A 19,745-nucleotide genomic window follows, 5' to 3' on the forward strand; every position below is an offset into this window, starting at 1 on the left:
CGATGGCGGACGTGTTGAGGGTGGCGCTGGCGGGATTGGGCACCGTCGGGGGCGGGGTGATCCGCGTGCTCGACGTCAACCGCGAGCTGATCGCCCGGCGGGCCGGCAGACCGATCGAGGTGGTCGCGGTCTCGGCGCGTGACCGGAGCAAGGATCGCGGCGTGGACGTCGCGCGCTTCGCCTGGATCGACGACACCGCCGCGCTCGCCGAGCATGACGCCGATGTCGTCGTCGAATTGATCGGCGGCGCGGACGGCCCCGCGCTGACGCTCGCGCGGCGGACGCTGGCGGCGGGCAAGGGGCTGGTCACCGCGAACAAGGCGATGCTGGCGCATCATGGCCTGGAACTCGCCGAAGCGGCCGAACGGGCCGGCGTGCCGCTGAAGTTCGAGGCGGCGGTCGCGGGCGGGGTGCCCGTCATCAAGGGGCTGCGCGAGGGTGCGGCGGCGAACGCGATCGCGCGGGTCTCGGGCATCCTCAACGGCACCTGCAACTTCATCCTTTCGAAAATGGAGGCGGAAGGCCGCGACTTCGCCGAGGTGCTCGGCGAGGCGCAGGCGCTGGGCTACGCGGAGGCGGATCCGACCTTCGACATCGACGGCGTCGACGCCGCGCACAAATTGTCGATCCTCGCCAGCCTCGCCTTCGGAACCCGACCCGCGTTCGCGCGGGTCGAGGCGAGCGGCATCCGCCATGTCATCGCCGCGGATATCGCGGAGGCGAAGGCGCTCGGCTACCGCATCCGGCTGCTGGGCGTCGCGGAGGCGGGGAGCGACGGGCTGTTCCAGCGGGTCCACGCCCATCTCGTGCCGGAGAACCATCCGCTGGCGCACGTCACCGGATCGACCAATGCGGTCGTCGCCGAGGGCAATTTCGTCGGGCGGCTGTTGTTCCAGGGCGCCGGTGCCGGCGACGGGCCGACCGCGAGCGCGGTCGTCGCCGACCTCATCGACATCGCGCGGGGCGAATATGGCCCGCCCTATGCGATGCCGGTGGCTTTGCTCGACCCGGCGCCGGCGGCCGACAGCGGCGCGCGGCGGGGGCGGGCGTATCTGCGCTTCACCGTCGCCGACCGGGTCGGCGTTCTCGCCGAGATCGCGGCGGCGATGCGCGACGCCGGGGTGTCGATCGAAAGCCTGATCCAGCGCGGGGCGAATCCGGACGGGAGCGTGCTGGTCGCGATCGTGACCCACGAAGGGCCGGAGCGGAGCGTCGCCGCGGCGCTGGAGCGGCTGCGCGGGTCGCAGAGCGTGGTGGGGCAGCCGATGTGGATGCACATCCTGGGGTGAGCTGAGCAAAGAGAAGAACGTGGTTCACGCGAAGGACGCGAAGAAGAAGGAGGGCGACGTGGTTCGCAGCGAGCCGCGAAGCGCCATGCGCTCGTCTCGCACTCCGCTTCGCGGAAAACCTCGGAAAACGCTTCGCGTCCTTCGCGCGAAACTCCTCCTTCTTTCACCTGGGCGTCACCCCGCCTTCGCTTCCGCGACGTATTTCGTCGTGCCGTCACCGAGGTAACCGATGTTCGCCTCCCGGATCTTCGCCGCCGCGTCGTCGTAGAGAAACGGCAGGAAGGCGTAGCGTTCGCCCGCGGTGACCTTCGAGACCTGGTGGAGGAGCGAGCAGGAGAAGACCACCGCGCCGCCCGGCGGCGGCTTGAAGCCGCGGGGGCCGTATTCCGGGAAGCTGACCTCGCCGCCCTCGAACTCCTCGTTCAAGTTGATCGAGACGGCGAAGCGGCGGTGCGCGGTGCCCTTCGTCGTGTTGTCGCGGTGCGCGCGGAAATGGCCGCCCTCGGCCGCCGAATAGCAGGCGACGAGGTAACGCTCCATCCGCGTGACCTGAAACTGGTGGACCTTGGCGATCTCGGGGACGATCCGGCGTAGGATGCGCGCCTGAAGCTCGCCGATCAGCCCCTTGTCGGTGACCTCGACGTCGCGGCGGCGCTTGTGCGCGGGATCGTTGACGAGGACCGTCCGGCCGTTCTCCTCGCGCATGAAGCCCGATTCCTGCCCGCCCTGCGACTGGTACAGATCGATCAGCTTGCGGCAGAAGCCGGGCTCGAAGACGTTGGGGAGCAGGATGATCGGCGCTTGAAGCTCGACTCCCGCGAAGCGATCGGGCGGGGGGAGTTCCGCCAACCGGCCGAGCACCGCGGCGATGTCGCTTCGATCCTCGCGGAACGGCTCGACGTAGAGCACGCGCAGCGTCGGATCGACGATGACCCACGTTCGTCGCATCCGCAGCCCTCCGGCGGTCGACGCATCGGACGCGACGACGCCGTAGAGCTTGTCAATCGCGAGATCGAAATCCCAGAGATAGCGGTAGCCTGGATAGCGGTCCGACACGCGCTGCTGCGCTTCGTCGGCGGGATCGACGCCGATCCCGAAGAACGAGGCGTGGGCGTCGTCGAACAGATCGCCCCGCGCTTGCGCCGCGTCGATCGCGGCGCGGCCGTGCGGATCGGCGGCGCTGCCGTAGAAGCAGAGGACGAGATAGCGTCCAGCCGCCGAGCTGAAGACGTAACGCGGATTGGCGATCGCGCGGGCGTTGAACATGGGCGCGGGATCGCCCGGCAGGATCAGGACAGGGTGTGCCATCGCATCCTCGCGCCATATGTCGGCGGCGCGATCATCGGCCGGGCCGCGCCGATCGCAAAGCGCCTGTTCCAGATATGAGAAGAGGTTGCCGGATGTCCGCGAACGGACACCCGACAACCCCTAAACATGGTCAGCGGCCGGAGAGCTCCAGCCCGGGAGACCATGCGGACCTCTATACGAACCTCACCACTCCGTTGCTTGGGGGAGAATACCCCCCGGAGTGGATCGACGGTTCCTTAGAAGCGCGTCCCCCGAACGAACTGAACCGACCCCATTGCTGAACCATGAGACATCGGATCACCTCCTTTCGCTGGTTGATAACGGCGTGGCCAGCGTGGCCACGGCACCTATTTGGCGGGCGATCTCCGGCGAAACAAGCCTTGTTTTTCACCGGAGAGTCGGCGAGTGTTCGTCCCCTTGCCGCGTGGCGCCTCAGCCGCGGCAATCCTCGATCACGCGACCGATCTCGGCCCAAGCGGGGAGCACCAGGCGAGGCACGCCTGGCTGTTCGACCACGACCTTGCCACGGCTGAACGCCATCGCGTCGAGCAGCGGGTCCGCAGGATCGAGCGCGGCCGCGACGTACGGCGGCGTGCCGCCGGTCGGCTGGACCGCGAGCGCGCGGGTGGCGCTGGTCGTGCGGATCGTCAGCGGCGTCGTCGCGGCGCCGGAGCGCGACACGAACACCCGTCGCGCGGCGAGATCGCACCGCAGGACCAGCAGCGCATCCATTCCGATCGTGCCGAACAGCGCGCGGCTTCCCCGGTCGTCACGCCGATAGGTCCAGCTTCCCGAGGTCAGCGGCCAATCCCGCCAATCCGTGCTCGTGGGGAGCGATGTCGGCGTGGGTGGCGCGGGCAGCGGATGCGGGCGGGGCGGCGGCTCGCGCGCGGGCGGCGGCGGAGCGACGCATCCGGCGACCGTGGCGAGAAGGGCGAGCGAGAGGAAGCGGCGCATCGTCGGGCTATGCGGGAGGACGCGCATCGCCTCAACCGGAACCGTCGCGCGCCGACATCGGTTCAGCCCCGGAACGACGCCGTGGAGAGAGCGATGGCCGAACCGAATGCCCCAACCCTGCTGCTGATCGAATCGACGATCTCGGGCTCGATGAAGCTCGACAGCCGCGACGGCGATGCGCTGGGCACGGTCCATGCCTTCATGGTCCACAAGGGCACGGGTCGGGTGACCCATGCGGTGCTCGCGCTCGGCGGGTTCCTGGGGATGGGCAAGAGCTATTATCCGCTGCCGTTCGAGCTGCTGAGCTTCGATCCCGTCCGCGACCGCTATGTCGTGACGATCGACCGGCGCGTGCTCGAGGGCGGGCCCAGCTGGGCCAACAACGCCCCCGTGTTCGACCAGGCCTATGCCGACCGCGTCGCCAGTTATTACGGCGTACGCGCCGAAGACGTGGCCGCCTGACCCCCGACTAGGAGAGACGACGATGAGCATCTTCGGCAAGATCAAGTCCGCCATCTTCGGCGAGCATGGGCCGCTGGGCGGCCAGTTCAGCGGGCACAAGGAGGCGGCGCCGGCCGCGCCCGCGCCTCAGCCGCAGCCATCCGCCGCACCGACCGCGGCGCCCGCGGTCTCGGCCGCGCCGGTGCAGGCTCCGGCTGCGGCTGCGGCTCAGGCCGCGCCCGCGGCGGCCCAGCCGGTCGATGTGGATGCCCGGCTGAGCGCGCTGTCCGCGTCGAAGGGCAATCCGAACCTCAACTACAAGACCTCCATTGTCGACCTGATGAAGCTCCTCGACCTCGACCCCAGCCTGGAGAACCGCAAGGAGCTGGCGACCGAGCTCGGCTATACCGGCCCCAAGGACGGATCGGCCGAGATGAACATCTGGCTGCACAAGGCGGTGATGGACCGCCTCGACGAGACGAAGGGCTGATCGCGATGACCGAGGGCAAGAAGACGAATGTCGAGGAAGCCGTCGAGGAGCTGTTCGAGGATCCCGATTCCCCGGACAAGGATGACGGCCACACGCCGCAGACGATCGACGCCGAGCCGAGCGCGCCGGACAAGGACGCGCGCTGATCGTCAGGGTGTGGTGACCGGCGGCGGTGGCCGCTCGATGACCCATTCGTGGTTCTCGACCAGCCATGCCGGGACCTTGCGGCCGCGCTCGTCGCGCGCGGGATCGTAGCGAAAGCGCTGCTGGATCAGGCGGCAGGTGGTCGCATCGAGTTCGGCTGAGCCGCTCGACTTCGCGACCACGCATTCGCCGACATGGCCGTCGGTGTCGACGCGGAAGCGGACGCCGACGACGCCCGTGGTGCCGGCGAGCGCGGCGTCCTTCGGGTAATCCTGATCTTTGAGGCGACCGCGCTTCCAGCGCGGCGGGGCGCCGTCGCCCTCTCCGTTACCGCCGCCGCCGAACCCGTCGCCCGATCCGCCGGCGCCCGTGCCCGGCCCGGCGACGAGTGCCGCGCCCGAGGTCGGCTGGAAGCCTGTCGCGGGTGTGAGCGCCGCGACGACGGGGGGTGGCACACGCTGGCGCAGCACGGGCGGCGGCGCAACGACGGGCGTGGCGCGTGACGTGAGGTTCGGCGGAGCGGGGGCGTCCTTGGGGCGCAGGCTGTGCGGCTGCGGCGGCGGCTCGACCGCGGGTGGCGGCGGAGGAGGCGGCGGCGCGATCCGGAACACCGCGAGCGCCTGCTCCGGGAGGCGACGCCAGGACACGGTGAGCCCGGAGATCAGCGCCCACCCGAGCAGCGCCTGCACGCCGAGCGCAGCGGCGGCGCCTGCGAACCGTTCACGCGAAGTCACGCCCGCGCGAACCCGCGTGAGGGCGGGGCGGTTCCGGGGTCAGGCGGCGCGGCGGACGATCTGCGGCAGCGCGTCCCGAAGCGCGTCGCGCGCTTCTTCAAGATCGTGGTCGGTTTGTTCGCTCTGCTGTTTGTCGAGCGGTAACAGCGGTAACGCGGTAACATAAAACTTACCGTCGCTTCCCCATCCTCACCTGCTGCTGCTTCCCGTACCGCGTCTTGCGCGTGCCCGGCTTGCCCTCGTTGCTGCGGCCCATGACCGGGGCGCGGTGCTCCTCGACCGGCAGGCCGAGCTCCTCCTGCTCAAGCTTGCGGATCTCGTCGCGGAGGCGACCGGCCTCCTCGAACTCGAGGTCCGCGGCGGCCTTGCGCATCGCCTTCTCCAGGTCCTCGATGTAGGCGCGCAGGTTGTGGCCGACCATGTGCTTCGGCCCGCCCTCCTCGATCTCGATCAGCACGCCGTCGCGGTTCGAGACGTCGGCGATGATGTCGCCGATGTTGCGGCGGATCGTCTGCGGGGTGATGCCGTGCTCGGCGTTGTAGGCGAGCTGCTTCTCGCGGCGGCGGTTGGTCTCGTTGAGCGCGCGCTCCATGCTGCCGGTCATGCGGTCGGCGTAGAGGATCACGCGACCGTCGACGTTGCGCGCTGCGCGGCCGATCGTCTGGATCAACGAGGTTTCGGAGCGGAGGAAACCCTCCTTGTCGGCGTCCATGATGCAGACCAGCCCGCATTCGGGGATGTCGAGTCCTTCGCGCAGCAGGTTGATCCCGACCAGCACGTCGTAGACGCCCATCCGCAGATCGCGGATCAGCTCGATCCGCTCCAGCGTCTCGACGTCGGAGTGCATGTAGCGGACGCGGAGCCCGGCCTCGTGCATGTATTCGGTCAGGTCCTCGGCCATGCGCTTGGTCAGCGTGGTGACGAGGGTGCGGTAACCGGCCTCCGCGGTCTTGCGGCATTCGACGATGCAGTCTTGGACCTGCTCCTCCACCGGCTTGATCTCGACGGGCGGGTCGATGAGCCCGGTCGGACGGATCACCTGTTCGGCGAAGACGCCGCCGGTCTGCTCCATCTCCCACGTCCCCGGGGTCGCCGAGACATAGGTCGTCTGCGGACGCATTGCCTCCCATTCGTTGAACCGGAGCGGTCGGTTGTCGATCGCCGAGGGCAGGCGGAAGCCGTATTCGGCGAGCGTCAGCTTGCGGCGGTGGTCGCCGCGCGACATGCCGTTGATCTGGCCGATCGTGACGTGGCTCTCGTCGACGAACAGGAGCGCGTTCTCGGGCAGATATTCGAACAGCGTTGGCGGCGGCTCGCCGGGCATGCGGCCGGTGAGGAAGCGGCTGTAATTCTCGATGCCGTTGCACGCGCCGGTCGCGGCGATCATCTCGAGGTCGAAGTTGGTGCGCTGTTCGAGCCGCTGCGCCTCGAGCAACTTGCCCTCGATCACCAGCTCCTTGAGCCGCTCGGTCAGCTCGAAGCGGATCGCCTCGACCGCCTGCTTCATCGTCGGGCCGGGAGTCACGTAGTGCGAGTTGGCGTAGACGCGGATCGAGTTGTGCGAGACCGACTTCTTCCCGGTCAGCGGATCGAACTCGACGATCTCCTCGATCTCGTCGCCGAAGAAGGTGACGCGCCAGGCGCTGTCTTCATAGTGCGACGGGAAGATCTCCAGCGTGTCGCCCTTGACCCGGAAGTTGCCGCGCTGGAAGCCCATGTCGTTGCGCTTGTACTGGAGCGCGACGAGCTTGCGCACGATCTCGGTCTGGTCGACCGTCTGGCCCTTCTTGAGGTCGAAGATCATCGCCGAATAGGTCTCGACCGAGCCAATGCCGTAGAGGCAGGACACGGACGCGACGATGATGACGTCGTCGCGCTCCAGCAGTGCCCGGGTCGCCGAGTGGCGCATCCGGTCGATCGATTCATTCACCGAGCTTTCCTTCTCGATGTACGTGTCCGAGCGCGGGACATAGGCCTCGGGCTGGTAGTAATCGTAGTAACTGACGAAATACTCGACCGCGTTCTCGGGAAAGAAGGACTTCATCTCGCCGTAGAGCTGGGCGGCGAGGATCTTGTTCGGCGCGAGGATCAGCGCGGGGCGCTGGAGCTCCTGGATCACGCTTGCCATGGTGAAGGTCTTGCCCGAGCCGGTGACGCCGAGCAGCACCTGGTCGCGCTCGCCGCCCTTCGCGCTCTCGACCAATTCGGCGATTGCGGTCGGCTGGTCGCCCGCCGGCCGATAGTCGCTGACGAGGTTGAAGCGACGGCCGCCCTCGGCCTTCTCCGGCCGGTTCGGGCGGTGAGGGACGAATGCGGAGTCGGTCTCCGGCTCGTCGAGCGTGGTGCGGATGTGGATCGCCATGCGCCCGATATGGGGCATAAGGAGAACGGCGCAAAGGGCGGAGCGGCATTGCCAAGGCGCGCGGTTCGGGCGACACCGCATCCCTCAACCGGGGAGACACGACCGATGCGTTCCGCCATCCTGATCGCCGGCGCTGCCTGCGCGCTGGCCGCGTGCAACCAGAAGACCGGCTCGACCACGATCACCACCAATTCGCAGACGGGGGAAGTGACCACGAGCGGGACCGGCGCGGGCGCGCAGCCGCTGAAGCTCACGCCCGGCGAGTGGGAGGTCAAGGTCCAGATCAGCGACCTGAAGATGGCGGAGATCGCCGGCGCCCCCTCTGCCCCGCCCGCGATGACCAGCAAGACCTGCATCACCCCGGAGCAGGCCTCGAAGGGGCCGGGCGACTTCATCAAGCAGGCGAAGCTCGACTGCACGGCGACCACCTCCAGCTTCGCCGGCGGCACGATCGCGGCCGAGATGACGTGCAAGATGCCGGGCGGGGGCGCGGGAGAGATGCACAGCAAGACCACCGGCCGCTACACGCCGACCAGCATGACCACCGACGCCGAGGTCAGCATGACCGGACCGATGGCGATGTCGCAGAAGGTCCACACCGAAGCGAAGCGGATCGGCGACTGTCCCGCGGCGAGGTGAGGAGAGCGGCCCTCGTTCAGTAAGCGTTGCGGTGGAGGACGACCCGGACGGTCGCGAAGATGATCTTGACGTCGCGCCAGATCGACCAGTCCTCGAGATATTCGAGATCGGCCTGCAACCGGTTGCGCAGATCGTCCTCGAACATCGTCGCGCCGCGGTAGCCGCGCACCTGCGCCAGTCCGGTCAGCCCGGGTTTGGTCGCGTGGCGGTGCCAGTAACGATGGTCGATATCCCAGAACAGCTTTTCTTCGGCGCGGCTGCCGAGCGCGTGCGGGCGGGGGCCGACGATGCTCATCGACCCGCCGAGGACGTTCAGCAGCTGGGGCAATTCGTCGACGCTGGTCTTGCGGATGATGCGGCCGACGCGGGTGATGCGATCGTCGTCCCGCGCGGTGGATCGGTGCCCTGCCTGATCGCCGGTGCGCATGCTGCGGAACTTCAGCATCTCGAACAGCTGGTTGCCACGCCCGATCCGGACCTGGCGAAACAGGATCGGGCCGTCGCTGTCGAGCTTCACCGCGATCGCCGTCACCAGCAGCAGCGGGCTGAGCAGGACCAGTCCGAACGCCGCGACCGACAGGTCGAACAGGCGCTTGATCACCCGATCGAACAGGCCGAGGGGACCGTTCGCGACCACGAGCGTCGGCTCGCCGGCATGGACCCCGATCCCGAGCGGGGCGAACTCGACCAGCTCGGGGACGATGATCTCGCTCTGGACGTTCGCGCCCTTGAGCAGGTGCGCCCAGGCGCGGCGGCGATCGGCCTGACAGGCCACGACGACGCGGTCCGCGGCCTGGAGTGCGGTCGCCAGGCGATCGTACATCGCCGGATCGTGCCGGTCGGGGTCGATCTGCGCATCGGAGGCGAACATCACCGTCGTGGCCCCGCGCGGGCTGACATGGACCCCGTCGCAGATCACGACGACGCTGAACGGATTGCCGCCGACCAGCCGGGGCATGTGGCGCACGATGACCGATCGGCAGAGCGCCAGCGTCGAGATCGACAGCAGCGATCCGGTGGCGATCGTCAACCGCGGCAGGCTGGCGCTGGTCTGCAGGTAGAAGGCGGCGAGGATGATCCCGCCGACGGCGATGACGAAGGACTGGGCGGCCTTCGCCATCGCGCGGAACGGGTCCTGCAGGTTCCCCGAGGCATAAGCGTGACTGCTGACGGCGATGCCGAGATAGACCGGAACGAGCGCCAGCAGCAGAACCAGCCAATTGTCGTCGGCGAGGAGCATGCCGCGTAGCGCCGCCACCGCCACGAACCCGGCGACGATGGAGATCGTGTCGCTCGCGACGAGCAGCAGGAACACGCGCGCGCGCAGCACCGCGTTGCGCGGCCGCCAATGCCGGCGCTTCACGGCCGGCCCCGTCGCCGAGATGAGCTGCCCCAGCTCGGTGTCCCTCGACTCCGTAGCAAGCACGTTCGAGTGTCCCCCACGAGGGACGACTCTAGCGGGTCAGCGGTGTGCGGGCCAATCCCCTCACGGCCTCCCATGCTCGCCAATCGGCCCCGTTTCGAGAACGGTTTGTCCGCTTTCGTCCTTGGTCAGCGAGGCCCGGGCGTCACCGCGGTCCGCCTGATCTCCGCGTGAAGCGCGTCGGGGCTGGCGCTCGCATCGACGGCGAGCGCCAGCCGCTGCACGGCGCAGCCCGCCGGCAGCGCGAAGATCGGCGATGCATAACCGCGCGCATCGCCGCTGGACATGGTGATGCGTGCGAGTTCAGGACCGCCGCTGCAAGTCAGCGACCAGACGAACGTGCCGCTGCCGGAGACCGGTCCGGCGGCCACGGTGAGGCGGTAGCGACCGGTCGGAAGCAGCTGGAGCTGTTCGATCGCGGTTCCGGCGGTCCCGGGCTCCGCATCGACCACGAGGCCGGCGGCGCCGTTCTCCCCCACCGGTTGCGCCGCGATCCCGCCGGTGGTCGACGGCGACCAGTCGAACGCCGTCGGGCCGTCGGGCAGGCTGGCGAAGGTCGGATCGCGGACCTGGCGCGGATCGGCACGGGGATGGACCAGACGGTAGGCGCGCCAGGCGGTCGCGAAATTCCCGGCCGCCACCGCGCGCGCGATCAAGGTCGCGATGTCGCCCTTCGCCGGCCGGAGGGCGGTGGCCGATTGCAGGACGCGCACGGCGAGCGCCGGATCGACCTTGGGATCGCCCGCCAGATAGGACAGGAAGTCCGGCCGCCACGCCGGCTCGGTGCGCCAGCGGCGGATCAGCGCCTGCGCCACCGCGGGATCGGCGACCGCACCGGCGAGCACCGGGAAGAGCAGATCGCGCGCGGCGTCCGAGGTGCGGAGCGCCAGATCATAGTCGCGCAAGGCGCCGTCGAGATCGCCGGCCGCCGCCTCGCGTTCGATCGCCCAAAGGTGTGTCTGGAGGTCGCGGCGCGACAGGCGATCGGCATAAGCGAGCAGCCGGCCCGCGTGAGCGGCATCATTCTTCGCCTGCGCTGCCAGCCCTAGCGTCTGAACCGCCGCGACGACGGTCGGGTCGCGGCGCAGCGCCTGGCGGGCGAGAGCGGATGCGCCGGCGAGATCGCCGCTGCCGAGCGCCTGGCGTGAACGCTCGCCCAGTGCCGCGGCGTCGGCAGTGGGCGCGACAAACCCCTGCGCGCCGATCCACAGCCCGAGCGCCGCGACGACGATCGCGAGCGCGATCCGCCCCGGAGCGAGCCGCATCCTGCGGCGCCGGCTCATCCTACCAGTCCGGCGATCCCGCGCTTCGCCCCATCCTCGGCGTCGCCGCGCCCGTATTTATAGCCGTAATCGTAGCCATGGCCGCTCATCGAACGGCGCGGCTCGAACTTGGTCAGTACGCCGCCGATGATGTGGGCGTTGGCGCTGACCAGCCGGTTGATCCCGGTCGCCACCAGGCTGGCGCGGATGCCGTGCGATTCGACCGCATAGACCACACCCTGCATCCGGCTGGCGATCAGCGGCGCATCGGCGAGGCCCATGACCGGCGGGCTGTCGACCACGACATGATCGAAGCGCTCGAGCAGCTCGGCGACGAGCCGCTGAAGGCGCCCGCTGGTCAGCAACTCGGCGGCGTTGGGCGGGATCGGACCGGAGGTGATGACCGAGAAGCCGAACTCCTCGGACGGGTTGAGCAACGGCTCGATCTCGTCCGAGCCCGCCAGATAGTTGCTGAGCCCGAGCTCGTGACCGATGCCGATCAGCTGATGGACCGAGGGCGAGCGCATGTCGCCGTCGACCAGCACCACCCGCCGCCGCCCGCGTGCGAGCACGGTCGCGAGCGCCAGCGCGGTGGTCGACTTGCCCTCCGCCGGACGGGTGCTCGTCACCGCGAGCGATCGCGGGACGCCGTGCTCGGTGGTGAACTGGAGGTTCGCCTGGATCGCCAGATAAGCGTCCACCAGCTCCGACTTGCGATCGAGGATCGCGTCGCGCGGCGCCCGGTCGGCGACCTTGGGGACCGTCCCGAGCAGCGGGAGCCCGAGCAGCTCCTGCATCTCGCTGGGGTCGGCGATCGCTTCGTCCGCCTGTTCGAGCAGCAGTGCGGCGAGTGCGCCGATCGCCACGCCGGCGGCCAGCGCCAGCGCCAGGTTGAGCAACAGCCGCGGACTGGACGGCTTGATGGGCGGATCGGCGGGGTCGACCACCGCGACGTTGTTGATGCCGACGCCGCCGGCGACGCCGATCTCCTTGTAGCGCTGGAGCAGGCCGTCGTAGAGTTCGCGGTTCGTGTCGACCTCGCGCTGATAGATGTTGTACTGGATCGCGCGCCGGCGCTGGTCGAGGAAGCTGGACTTCAGCCCTTCGACCCGGCGGGCCAGCAGCTGCTCGCGTTCGGTCGCCTGACGGTACTCGCCTTGGATCGAGCCGGACACGCGCTGTTCCTCGCGCGAGATGCCGCGATCCAGCTGTGCGATCTGCGACTGGATCGCGCGCGCGGCCGGATATTCGGGATCGAACTGGACCAGGAGCTTCTGGTAGTTGGCGGCGAGCTCGGCACGACGCGCGCGCAGCGTGTTGATCGCATCGTTGCGCAGGCTCTCGGCCGCAGTGCCGCCGCCCGATTGCTGGAGCTTGGCTTCGGCGCCGATCCGATCCGCCTTCGCCTGGGACAGCGCGCCGTTCAGCGCGGCGAGATCGTCCGCGACGATCGAGCGCTCGGCGGTCTGGCTGCCGGCGGCGGACTGGACCGCGGGCAGGTTGATCAGCTTCTGCTGCTGGGCATAGCGGACCAGCTGACGCTCCGAGAACTCGAGCCGCTGGCGAAGCTGTTCGAGCCGCGTCTCGAGGAAGTTCCGGGCATAGGACGTCGCCTGGTAGCGGCGCTCGAGCGAGATGCGGATGAAGTTGGTGGTCCAGGTGTTGACCACGCGCGCCGAGAATCCCGCGTCCGGGCTGACGAAGGCGATGTCGACCAGCCGCGACAGCCGGGTCGGCGTGACCGAGATGTGATCCAGCAGGATTTCGCCCGCGACCCGTTGGCGATCGCTGCGCCACGCCGCCGGATAGCGCCCGCCCGTCCGCTGGAACGCCGGACGCTCGCTGCTGTAGCGGAACATCTCGTAGAACTTCGGGTCGTCGATCAGGCGCAGCTCGGCGGCGACGCGCTCCGCGAGGACGCGCGAGCGGAGCAGACCGTATTGCGTCTGATAGAACTCCTGGTCCGCCGCTCCGGTCTCGCGCTCGACACCCTGGACGGGGGCGATGTTGTTCGATTCGCGCGAAATCTCGATCGTGGTCTTGGCGGTGTATTTGGGCGTCGCCAGCAGGGTGGCGATCAGCCCCAGGATCAGGCAGATCAGGATCGCGCCCGCGATCACCCACTTGCGGCGGTTAAGGATGCGCAGATAGCGGCGGATCGCGGGGACCTGGTCCACGCCGGGGCCGCGCACGGGCGTGAGCGGGCCGGTCGCACGGGCTCGCATCGTGGGGGACGTTTCGTTCATCGGTCAGTTCACGATGGCGATGAGCGGCGCGGCAAGCAACGGCGCGATGGAGACCACGTCCTTGAACAGGCGGCGCGCCGGGCTGTCGCCGACGACGATCACGTCGTTGGCGTAGATTTCCGGATCGGCGTAATTGCCGCGGCGGATCGCTTCCAGACTGTAGAGCCCGGCGACGCGCTTGCCGCCGACGGTCCGGAGGATGACGACGTCGTCCTGCTTGCCGAACTCCGTCAGCCCCTTTGCGGAGGCGATCGCGCGCATCAGCGTCATCTGGTTGGTGACCGGGTACAGGCCGGGCGCCGCGACCTGCCCGTCGACAGTGACGACCTGGCTGACCGATTCGCGGATGTTGACGGTGACGTCGGGGTTGCGGACGTGGGCGCGGCGCAGCGCGTCGGTGAGGCTGGCGGACAGTTCCTGCGCGGTCTTCCCGCCCGCGTCGATCGTGCCGACCAGAGGCATCGCAATCCGCCCGCTCGCGTCGACCTGGACGTCGCGCGTCAGCTCCGGAATGCCGAACACATCGACGTTGATCGTGTCGAGCGGGCCGATCAGGCTCAGCCGGTCGGAGGCGACGAGATCGGCGCGCGACGGCGCCGGCATCACCTGCTGCGCGTTCATCACGGTCAGGTCGGCGGAGCTGCGCAGCGGCTCCCGGCCGCCGCAGCCGGCAAGAAGAACGCCGGACACCGCCAGCAACGTCAGACTGTTACGCATTGTGAAGAAACGGCGCTCCTGGCCCTCGGAACGGGCCGCAGGGGCGTATAGGTTCGCGTCGTCACGCGGTAAAGCCGCTCTCGGCCCGATCGACGCTGAGCCAGCCGACCGCCAGCACCAGCACCACCATCACCAGCGGAGTGCGCGCGGGATAATCGGTGGCGCTGGCGAGCAGCGTCAGCAGAACCACGATCCCGCCGAGCCGCGCGCGCTGGACCTCGCCCGACGGCGGCGCGCGCCACGCCCGCCAGATCAACCGCGCGAGCCAGACGAGCGCGACGGCGAGCAGCAGCACGCCGGGCAGGCCCGCGTCGATGACCAACTCCAGATAGTCGTCGTGCGCGTGGTTGAAATAGGTCGGTTTGAGCAGCGCGTCGGGTTCCGCCGCCTTGAACAGCGTCGCGAAGGCGCCCTGGCCGGCCCCGGTCGATCCGTAGGTCCGCGCCAGATCGAGCACCACGGGGAGCGCGCGCACCCGCATGTCCTCGCCGATCGCGGCGTCGTTCAGGCGGCTGATCGATTCCGAGCGGCCGGCATAGACGCTGAGCGCGATCAGCCCGGCGAGCGCCAGCGCGCCGCCCAGGCCGAGGCTCGTCAGCAGGCGGCGGGGCAGGTGGAGCCGCTCGCGCCGGACCGCGCCGACGACGAGGGTCGCGCCGCCGGCGAGCGCGAGCAGGCCCAGCACCAGTCCGGCGCGCGATCCGGTCGCGAGGAGCATCAGGAGGAACCACGCGGCGGACACCCCGGCGACCGCGGCGCGCACCGGCGCCAGCGGCCGGGTCGCGCCCCATTGGCACGCCGCCGCCACGCCGATGGCGAGGAACAGCGCCTGGTGATTGCGATTGGCGAACAGCCCGCTGGCGAAGCCGAGCCGCTCGTTGATCAGCGGATCGTCGGGGGCGACGCCGGCGAACTGGACCGCTGCGAACACCCCGGAGAGCGCCGCCACCGCGACCAGTAGCGGCGGGGTCCAGCGCAGCTGCGCGCGCGGGGTGGCCGCGAGCAGGAGCAGCGCCGCCGCCGGGACGGTCAGCGAGAACAGCGCGTTCCAGGCGGCGTCGGGCACGATCGCCGCGGGACGCCACGCGCTCGCCAGTTCGGGCACGAGGGTCGAGATGTCGAACGGCGCGCGGCCGGGCAGACTGCGCCAGAGCCCCGGCGGGAGCGGAACCAGCTGGACCGCGGTCAGCAGCGCGGCGGCGGCAAGCCACAGCGCGGGCGCGCGGTACCGCGTGCCGTCGAAACGCAGGCCCGCGCCGATCGCCGTCGCCGCCAGCACCGCCGCGCCGATGCGGACGAGCGGCTGGCCGAGCGCGTCGGCGGCCGAGGCCCCGCCGGTCAGCGCGGCGAGCACGACCAGCGCCATCAGCAGCCCGGTGGCGAGGCCGGGTCGGTCGAGCGATCGGGGGAGGGTGGGGCGGGCCATGGCGGTTCCGTAGAGGTCAGGACGCGGCGTCAGACCGCGGCGCCGGCCGCGTCGCGCCACCGCCCGCTCGCGCGGTGCCAGTGGAGCCAGCGTCCGAGCGTCTGATCGTACCAGCGATAGCCGTCGGCGACGCCGGGGGGGCGCGCCGAGCTGGGCCCCGCGGGCCAGCCCCGCTCGGTCGCGGCCGGCCAGCCGGCGTTCGCCTCGATCAGCCCGTCGGTGAGCGTCGACACCCGGGGATCGCGCAGCCCGAAGGCGGTATTCGCCGTCACCACCCAACCGGTGCAGCGCGGGTCGGCGTCGATGGCAAGCGTCGTCTGGCCCTCGGCCGAGCCGCCCCAGCGCGACCGGTTCTCGAAGGCGTTGCCGATCACCCGCGTCTCGCGGCTGCCGCGCGCCAGGATGGCGGCGCCCGCCGCCTGGTTGCCGAAGCTGTTGCCGACGACCCCGATGCGCTCGCAGCTTTCCAGCGCCAGTCCGGCCGAGCCGCACCATTCGAAGCGGTTGCCGACGAGTTCCACCGCCGAACACTCCGTCAACTGGACGCCGGGCTTGTGATCGACCCGGCCGCTGCTGACGAAGGAGCCGGTGATCCGGCAGTCAGTGCCGCCGCCTTCGATCTCGATCGCCGGACCGTCGAGATAATCGAAGATGCAGCCGCTGACCGAGGGGCCCATGAAGAACGGCTGCGCCGCGCTGCCGCGCGACAGCCGGCGGATGCTGCGGATGCCGACGGGGCCGTTGAGGAAGGTGCAGTCGGTGAAGCGCGCGTCGACCGTGTCCTGCATCAGCACCGGGGAGAAGGCGAAGAAGCAGCCGGTGAAGCGCGGCACCTCGCTGATCGCGTTCCAGCCGCCCGGCTGCGAATCGCAGACCGACTCGACCGCGGTGCGATCCGCGTCGCCGGTGAACCGACAGTCGCGAAACGACAGGAAATGATGCTCGTCGAGTACGACTCCGATCCGCGCGAACGTGACGTTGTCGAACACCATGTGCTCGACGTGGCGAAGCTCCAGCCCCGGCGCCGGATTGGCGCGGCCGACCGGACGGATCGTCAGGTCGCGGATCGTGCCGCCGCCGCCGCGCTGCTCGAACGAGGCGCCCGCGATGCGGAGCTTGCCGCGGGGGCCCAGGATGATGGCCGAGCGTTGGGGACCGACACCGAGCAGGGCGGTCTGGGGCGGAAGATCGACGATCCGGTCGATCTTCAGCCCGCCCTCGATCAGGATCGCGCGTCCGGATCCTGCGGCCGCGATCAGCGCGGCCGAATCGTCGGTCTCGCCATCGACCTTCGCGCCGAAGGTGCGCGGATTCACGGTACCGGCTGGCGGCACGGCCGGAGGCGGGACGATCTGAGCGGTGCTCCGGCCCGCGACGAACGCGCTCGCCGCGCCGGTCAGGCCTATCGCCCCCAGAACGGCGCGGCGGCTGGCGAGATCGTCCACGTCGGCCCTCAGAGCGCGCGCGAGAAGCGGATCAGGTCCTGCTCCTCGTCGGTCGCGAACATCCGGTTGAGCTCGGCGCGCGCCGCGCCGCCGGTGAACCGCGCCTCGCCGATGCTCAGGTGCGGCAGGTGAGGCAGGATCAGGTCGCAAAAGGCGTCGGCGTCGATCCCGGCGACGTTGCGTAGGTGATGGGGGAGGAACTCGACAAACAGGTGCCGCGCGCCGGCCAACAGGCGCGGCATCCCGCGGAGCGCGAACGCCTCTGACCCCTCGATATCCATGACGATCGTCTCGAACACGCCGTCGAGCGCATCGTCCAGGCGACGCATCGGGACGCGGACGACCGCCGGACGATCGTAGGTATAGCGGGGATCGGCGACGACCGGCCGACGCTTCGCCCCGCCCGAGTTGCGGGTGCTGAGCATGAACTCGATCTCGCCGTCCGACTCCCCCGCGGCGAAGCGGTGGAGGGTGACGTTCTGGCTGTCGTTGAAGGCGAGGTTGGCGGCGAGAAAGCGGTAGGTGTCGGGATTCGCCTCGATCGCGGTGACCTGGGCGACATGGCGGGCGACCGGGATGACGAGCGTCCCGACATGCGCGCCCACGAACAGGACGCGCGACGCGGCGTCGGTCACCGACCGGATCTGCGCCACCTCGTCCTCGCCCCAGGCGATGCTGCGGCGCAGGACGTTGGCGAGCGCGGTATCCGAGGCGGCGATCGAGAAGACGCCGGTCGGCGTCCGGTAGATCGTCCCGAACAGGTTCCGGCTCGGCAAATGCCGGGTGACGAGCCGGACGCGGCGGCCGAGCGCGCTCCTGAGGGTCGCGATCACGGGGTCGGGCGAAGCTGGAGAGCGGGCGTCACGGGGTCGGGCTCCTACCGGCTCTGCGGAGGAGCGGCAACCGGGGTGCGATTGACGGACGGCGCGTTAAGCCGTCTAGCGCTCCGCATGGCGCTCGCGCTTCCCACGATGCTCAGCACCGCCAGCCTGGTGACGGTGCGGTCCGCCGGCGTGGCGGCGCGCTCGCTGGGGCTGCTGACGCTCGCCGCCGGGATGCCGGCGGAGCGGTTCGCGCATTACGCCACCGCGTTCGTGCTGTCGGAATTGGCGCGGTGCGCGACCGACTTCGGGCTCGATCCGCTGGTGTTGCGCCGTGCCGAAGGGCTGGGGCCGGACGCGCAGCGCCCGATGATCCGCGCCGCGCTCTCCGTCCGGCTGACCCACGGGCTGATCGCCGCCCTGATCGTGCTGGCGATCCTCGCCGCGTCGTTCCCGCTCGATCTGCTGCTGCTCGCCTCCGGGCTCCAGTTCCTCTCGCAGGGATGGCTTCAGCTCGGGCTCAACTGGCGGCAGGTGAACAACGACGCCCACCGCGCCGCCCCCGCGCTCCTCGCGTTCTACGCGACGGTCGCCGGACTGGCGGCGTTCGCCTATGTCCGGCCCGAGCTGGGTGGCATCCCGCTGCCGCTGCTGCTGACGGGAGAGGCGCTGATCGCGGTGCGCTTGCTGGCGCCGCTCTCGCGACCCAGGCGGCGCGATCTGGCGACGGGCTATGCGACCTTGGTGCCGAAGGCGCTGCCGATGGCGGGGATCATGCTGCTCGCCTTCGTCAACACGCGCGCCGACGCGCTGCTGGTCGGACGGCTGCTTCATCCGGAGGAAGCGGGGCGATATCTCTATCTCGCCCGTTTCGTCGATTTCGCGCCGATGCTGACGACCGGGGTGGCGCTGCCGCTGGTGGGCAAGATCGCGGGCTTCGATGTGCGGCGGAACGCTCCTGCGTTGATCGTGCTCGGGCTCGGGCTCGCCGCCGCACCGTTCGTCCTGGTCGCGCTCGGCGCGATGCTCAACCCGGCCTATGCGGGCGACGCCACGCTGCGGCTGCTGATCGCGGTGATCGCGGTGATCCGGATCGGGTTGGCGGTGACGACGATGATCCTGCTCGCGCAATGGCGCGACTGGCTGCTGGTCAGGGTGGCGACGGCCACCACTTTGCTGGTGCCGGTGCTGTGCTGGCTGTTCGGATCACGCTACGGCGCGCACGGGCTCGCGACGGGAGTGATCGTCGCGGAGGCGGGCAATCTCTTGTTCCAGACCGTCCTTCTGCTAGCGGGAGGCGGGCCGCGGCGCGCGGCGATCGCTGGACGGATCGATGACTGAACGCTGGCTCGACGAGGCCTATGCCGACTATCACGGCTGGAAGGGCTGGGGAGCCGGGCGCGACGCCGAGGGCGAGGTCGCGCGTGCGGTCGCCGAGCTGAAGATGGCCGAGGTCCCGCCGCCGGCGCGGCTGCTGGAGATCGGCTATGGCGACGGCGCCTTCCTGAAACGCGCCAAGGCGCTCGGCTACGACTGCGCCGGGCTCGAGCGGAGCGCGGCCTCGATCGACGTTCTGGCGGGAACCGGGATCGACGCGCGGGCAGGCGGGCCGGATGCGTTCGCGGGGCGGACATTCGACCTGATCGTGGCGTTCGACGTATTCGAGCATATCGCACTCCCCGAACTGAGCGACGTGCTTCGCCAGCTCGGGGCGCTGGTCGGGCCGGGCGGACGGCTGCTCGCGCGCTTCCCGAACATGGCGAGCCCGTTCGGGCTGGTGAACCAATACGGCGACATCACCCACATCACCGGCCTGTCGCCGAACTCCTTCGCGCAGGTCGCGCGGGTTGCGGGGTTCGAGGCGGTGCGGACCGCCAATGCCGCGACCATCCTGGGCGGCGGGCGTGGCGTCCGCGCGCTGCTCAAGCCGCTCGCCTATGCGACCCGATCGGTGATCGAGTTCGTCTTCAGCTTCGCGTATTACGGCAAGCTCACCGCGCTGGCGCCCAGCGTCGTGGTGGTGCTGCGCAAAGGCGGCTGA

At 69.9% G+C, this 19,745-nt stretch carries 18 protein-coding genes; 7 read left to right on the forward strand and 11 right to left on the reverse strand.

The genetic code is table 11. The features are described 5' to 3' along the window. Positions 1 to 2 precede the first annotated feature (2 nt). Positions 3 to 1,289: a homoserine dehydrogenase gene (locus AC4GYY_RS00725; protein ID WP_491117851.1), complete on the forward strand. Its 1,287-nt coding sequence runs from the start codon at positions 3 to 5 to the stop codon at positions 1,287 to 1,289. 174 nt (positions 1,290 to 1,463) lie between these two features. Here the strand turns inward: AC4GYY_RS00725 and AC4GYY_RS00730 are convergent, their stop codons facing one another. Next, positions 1,464 to 2,597: a 2OG-Fe(II) oxygenase gene (locus AC4GYY_RS00730; RefSeq protein WP_491117853.1), complete on the reverse strand. Its 1,134-nt coding sequence runs from the start codon at positions 2,595 to 2,597 to the stop codon at positions 1,464 to 1,466. Positions 2,598 to 3,029: 432 nt separating this feature from the next. After that, on the reverse strand, positions 3,030 to 3,554 hold the full coding sequence (locus AC4GYY_RS00735; protein ID WP_491117855.1) for a hypothetical protein: 525 nt from the start codon (positions 3,552 to 3,554) through the stop codon (positions 3,030 to 3,032). A gap of 93 nt (positions 3,555 to 3,647) precedes the next feature. Between AC4GYY_RS00735 and AC4GYY_RS00740 the strand changes: the two genes are divergently transcribed. The 3 genes from AC4GYY_RS00740 to AC4GYY_RS00750 are packed head-to-tail and all read left to right on the forward strand — an operon-like array spanning position 3,648 to position 4,631. Beyond that, a complete protein-coding gene (locus tag AC4GYY_RS00740) occupies positions 3,648 to 4,016 on the forward strand; it encodes a PRC-barrel domain-containing protein (RefSeq protein ID WP_491117857.1) in 369 nt (122 codons plus the stop codon). A 22-nt stretch (positions 4,017 to 4,038) separates the two neighbouring features. Beyond that, positions 4,039 to 4,485, forward strand: a complete 447-nt coding sequence (locus AC4GYY_RS00745; RefSeq protein ID WP_491117859.1) for a DUF3597 domain-containing protein — start codon at positions 4,039 to 4,041, stop codon at positions 4,483 to 4,485. A gap of 5 nt (positions 4,486 to 4,490) precedes the next feature. Beyond that, positions 4,491 to 4,631: a hypothetical protein gene (locus tag AC4GYY_RS00750; protein ID WP_491117861.1), complete on the forward strand. Its 141-nt coding sequence runs from the start codon at positions 4,491 to 4,493 to the stop codon at positions 4,629 to 4,631. 3 nt (positions 4,632 to 4,634) lie between these two features. Here the strand turns inward: AC4GYY_RS00750 and AC4GYY_RS00755 are convergent, their stop codons facing one another. Then, complete coding sequence (locus AC4GYY_RS00755) at positions 4,635 to 5,363, reverse strand: energy transducer TonB (RefSeq protein ID WP_491117863.1); 729 nt, start codon at positions 5,361 to 5,363, stop codon at positions 4,635 to 4,637. A gap of 169 nt (positions 5,364 to 5,532) precedes the next feature. Continuing rightward, entirely contained in the window at positions 5,533 to 7,725 is a 2,193-nt protein-coding gene (gene uvrB / locus AC4GYY_RS00760) for an excinuclease ABC subunit UvrB (protein WP_491117865.1), read from the reverse strand. A 105-nt stretch (positions 7,726 to 7,830) separates the two neighbouring features. On the opposite strand from uvrB, the gene AC4GYY_RS00765 reads away from it, so the two are divergent. Continuing rightward, the gene (locus AC4GYY_RS00765) at positions 7,831 to 8,364 is read left to right on the forward strand and encodes a DUF3617 domain-containing protein (protein ID WP_491117867.1); all 534 of its coding nucleotides are present in this window, start codon (positions 7,831 to 7,833) and stop codon (positions 8,362 to 8,364) included. 16 nt (positions 8,365 to 8,380) lie between these two features. On the opposite strand, the gene AC4GYY_RS00770 is transcribed toward AC4GYY_RS00765, so the two are convergent. From AC4GYY_RS00770 to AC4GYY_RS00800, 7 genes are all read right to left on the reverse strand, one after another. Next, entirely contained in the window at positions 8,381 to 9,727 is a 1,347-nt protein-coding gene (locus AC4GYY_RS00770; RefSeq protein ID WP_491117869.1) for an exopolysaccharide biosynthesis polyprenyl glycosylphosphotransferase, read from the reverse strand. Positions 9,728 to 9,915: 188 nt separating this feature from the next. Next, complete coding sequence (locus AC4GYY_RS00775; protein ID WP_491117871.1) at positions 9,916 to 11,052, reverse strand: hypothetical protein; 1,137 nt, start codon at positions 11,050 to 11,052, stop codon at positions 9,916 to 9,918. 14 nt (positions 11,053 to 11,066) lie between these two features. After that, positions 11,067 to 13,274 carry a GumC family protein gene (locus tag AC4GYY_RS00780; protein WP_491117873.1) on the reverse strand — a complete coding sequence of 736 codons (2,208 nt, stop codon included), beginning with the start codon at positions 13,272 to 13,274 and terminating at the stop codon, positions 11,067 to 11,069. Positions 13,275 to 13,298: 24 nt separating this feature from the next. Beyond that, positions 13,299 to 14,012, reverse strand: a complete 714-nt coding sequence (locus tag AC4GYY_RS00785) for a polysaccharide biosynthesis/export family protein (protein WP_491117875.1) — start codon at positions 14,010 to 14,012, stop codon at positions 13,299 to 13,301. A 61-nt stretch (positions 14,013 to 14,073) separates the two neighbouring features. Beyond that, positions 14,074 to 15,438 (reverse strand): O-antigen ligase family protein, encoded by a 1,365-nt coding sequence (locus AC4GYY_RS00790; RefSeq protein WP_491117877.1) that lies wholly within the window; start codon positions 15,436 to 15,438, stop codon positions 14,074 to 14,076. A gap of 29 nt (positions 15,439 to 15,467) precedes the next feature. Continuing rightward, the gene (locus AC4GYY_RS00795) at positions 15,468 to 16,883 is read right to left on the reverse strand and encodes a right-handed parallel beta-helix repeat-containing protein (RefSeq protein WP_491117879.1); all 1,416 of its coding nucleotides are present in this window, start codon (positions 16,881 to 16,883) and stop codon (positions 15,468 to 15,470) included. An 8-nt stretch (positions 16,884 to 16,891) separates the two neighbouring features. Next, positions 16,892 to 17,716, reverse strand: a complete 825-nt coding sequence (locus AC4GYY_RS00800) for an FkbM family methyltransferase (RefSeq protein WP_491117881.1) — start codon at positions 17,714 to 17,716, stop codon at positions 16,892 to 16,894. A gap of 117 nt (positions 17,717 to 17,833) precedes the next feature. Between AC4GYY_RS00800 and AC4GYY_RS00805 the strand changes: the two genes are divergently transcribed. Together AC4GYY_RS00805 and AC4GYY_RS00810 are read left to right on the forward strand one after the other, a co-directional pair. Continuing rightward, positions 17,834 to 19,045, forward strand: coding sequence for a lipopolysaccharide biosynthesis protein (locus tag AC4GYY_RS00805; RefSeq protein ID WP_491117883.1), 1,212 nt, complete (start codon positions 17,834 to 17,836; stop codon positions 19,043 to 19,045). Further along, positions 19,038 to 19,745, forward strand: coding sequence for a class I SAM-dependent methyltransferase (locus AC4GYY_RS00810; RefSeq protein ID WP_491117885.1), 708 nt, complete (start codon positions 19,038 to 19,040; stop codon positions 19,743 to 19,745). The genes AC4GYY_RS00805 and AC4GYY_RS00810 overlap by 8 nt, the downstream gene beginning before the upstream one ends.

Source organism: Sphingomonas sp. SP6, from assembly GCF_058313435.1.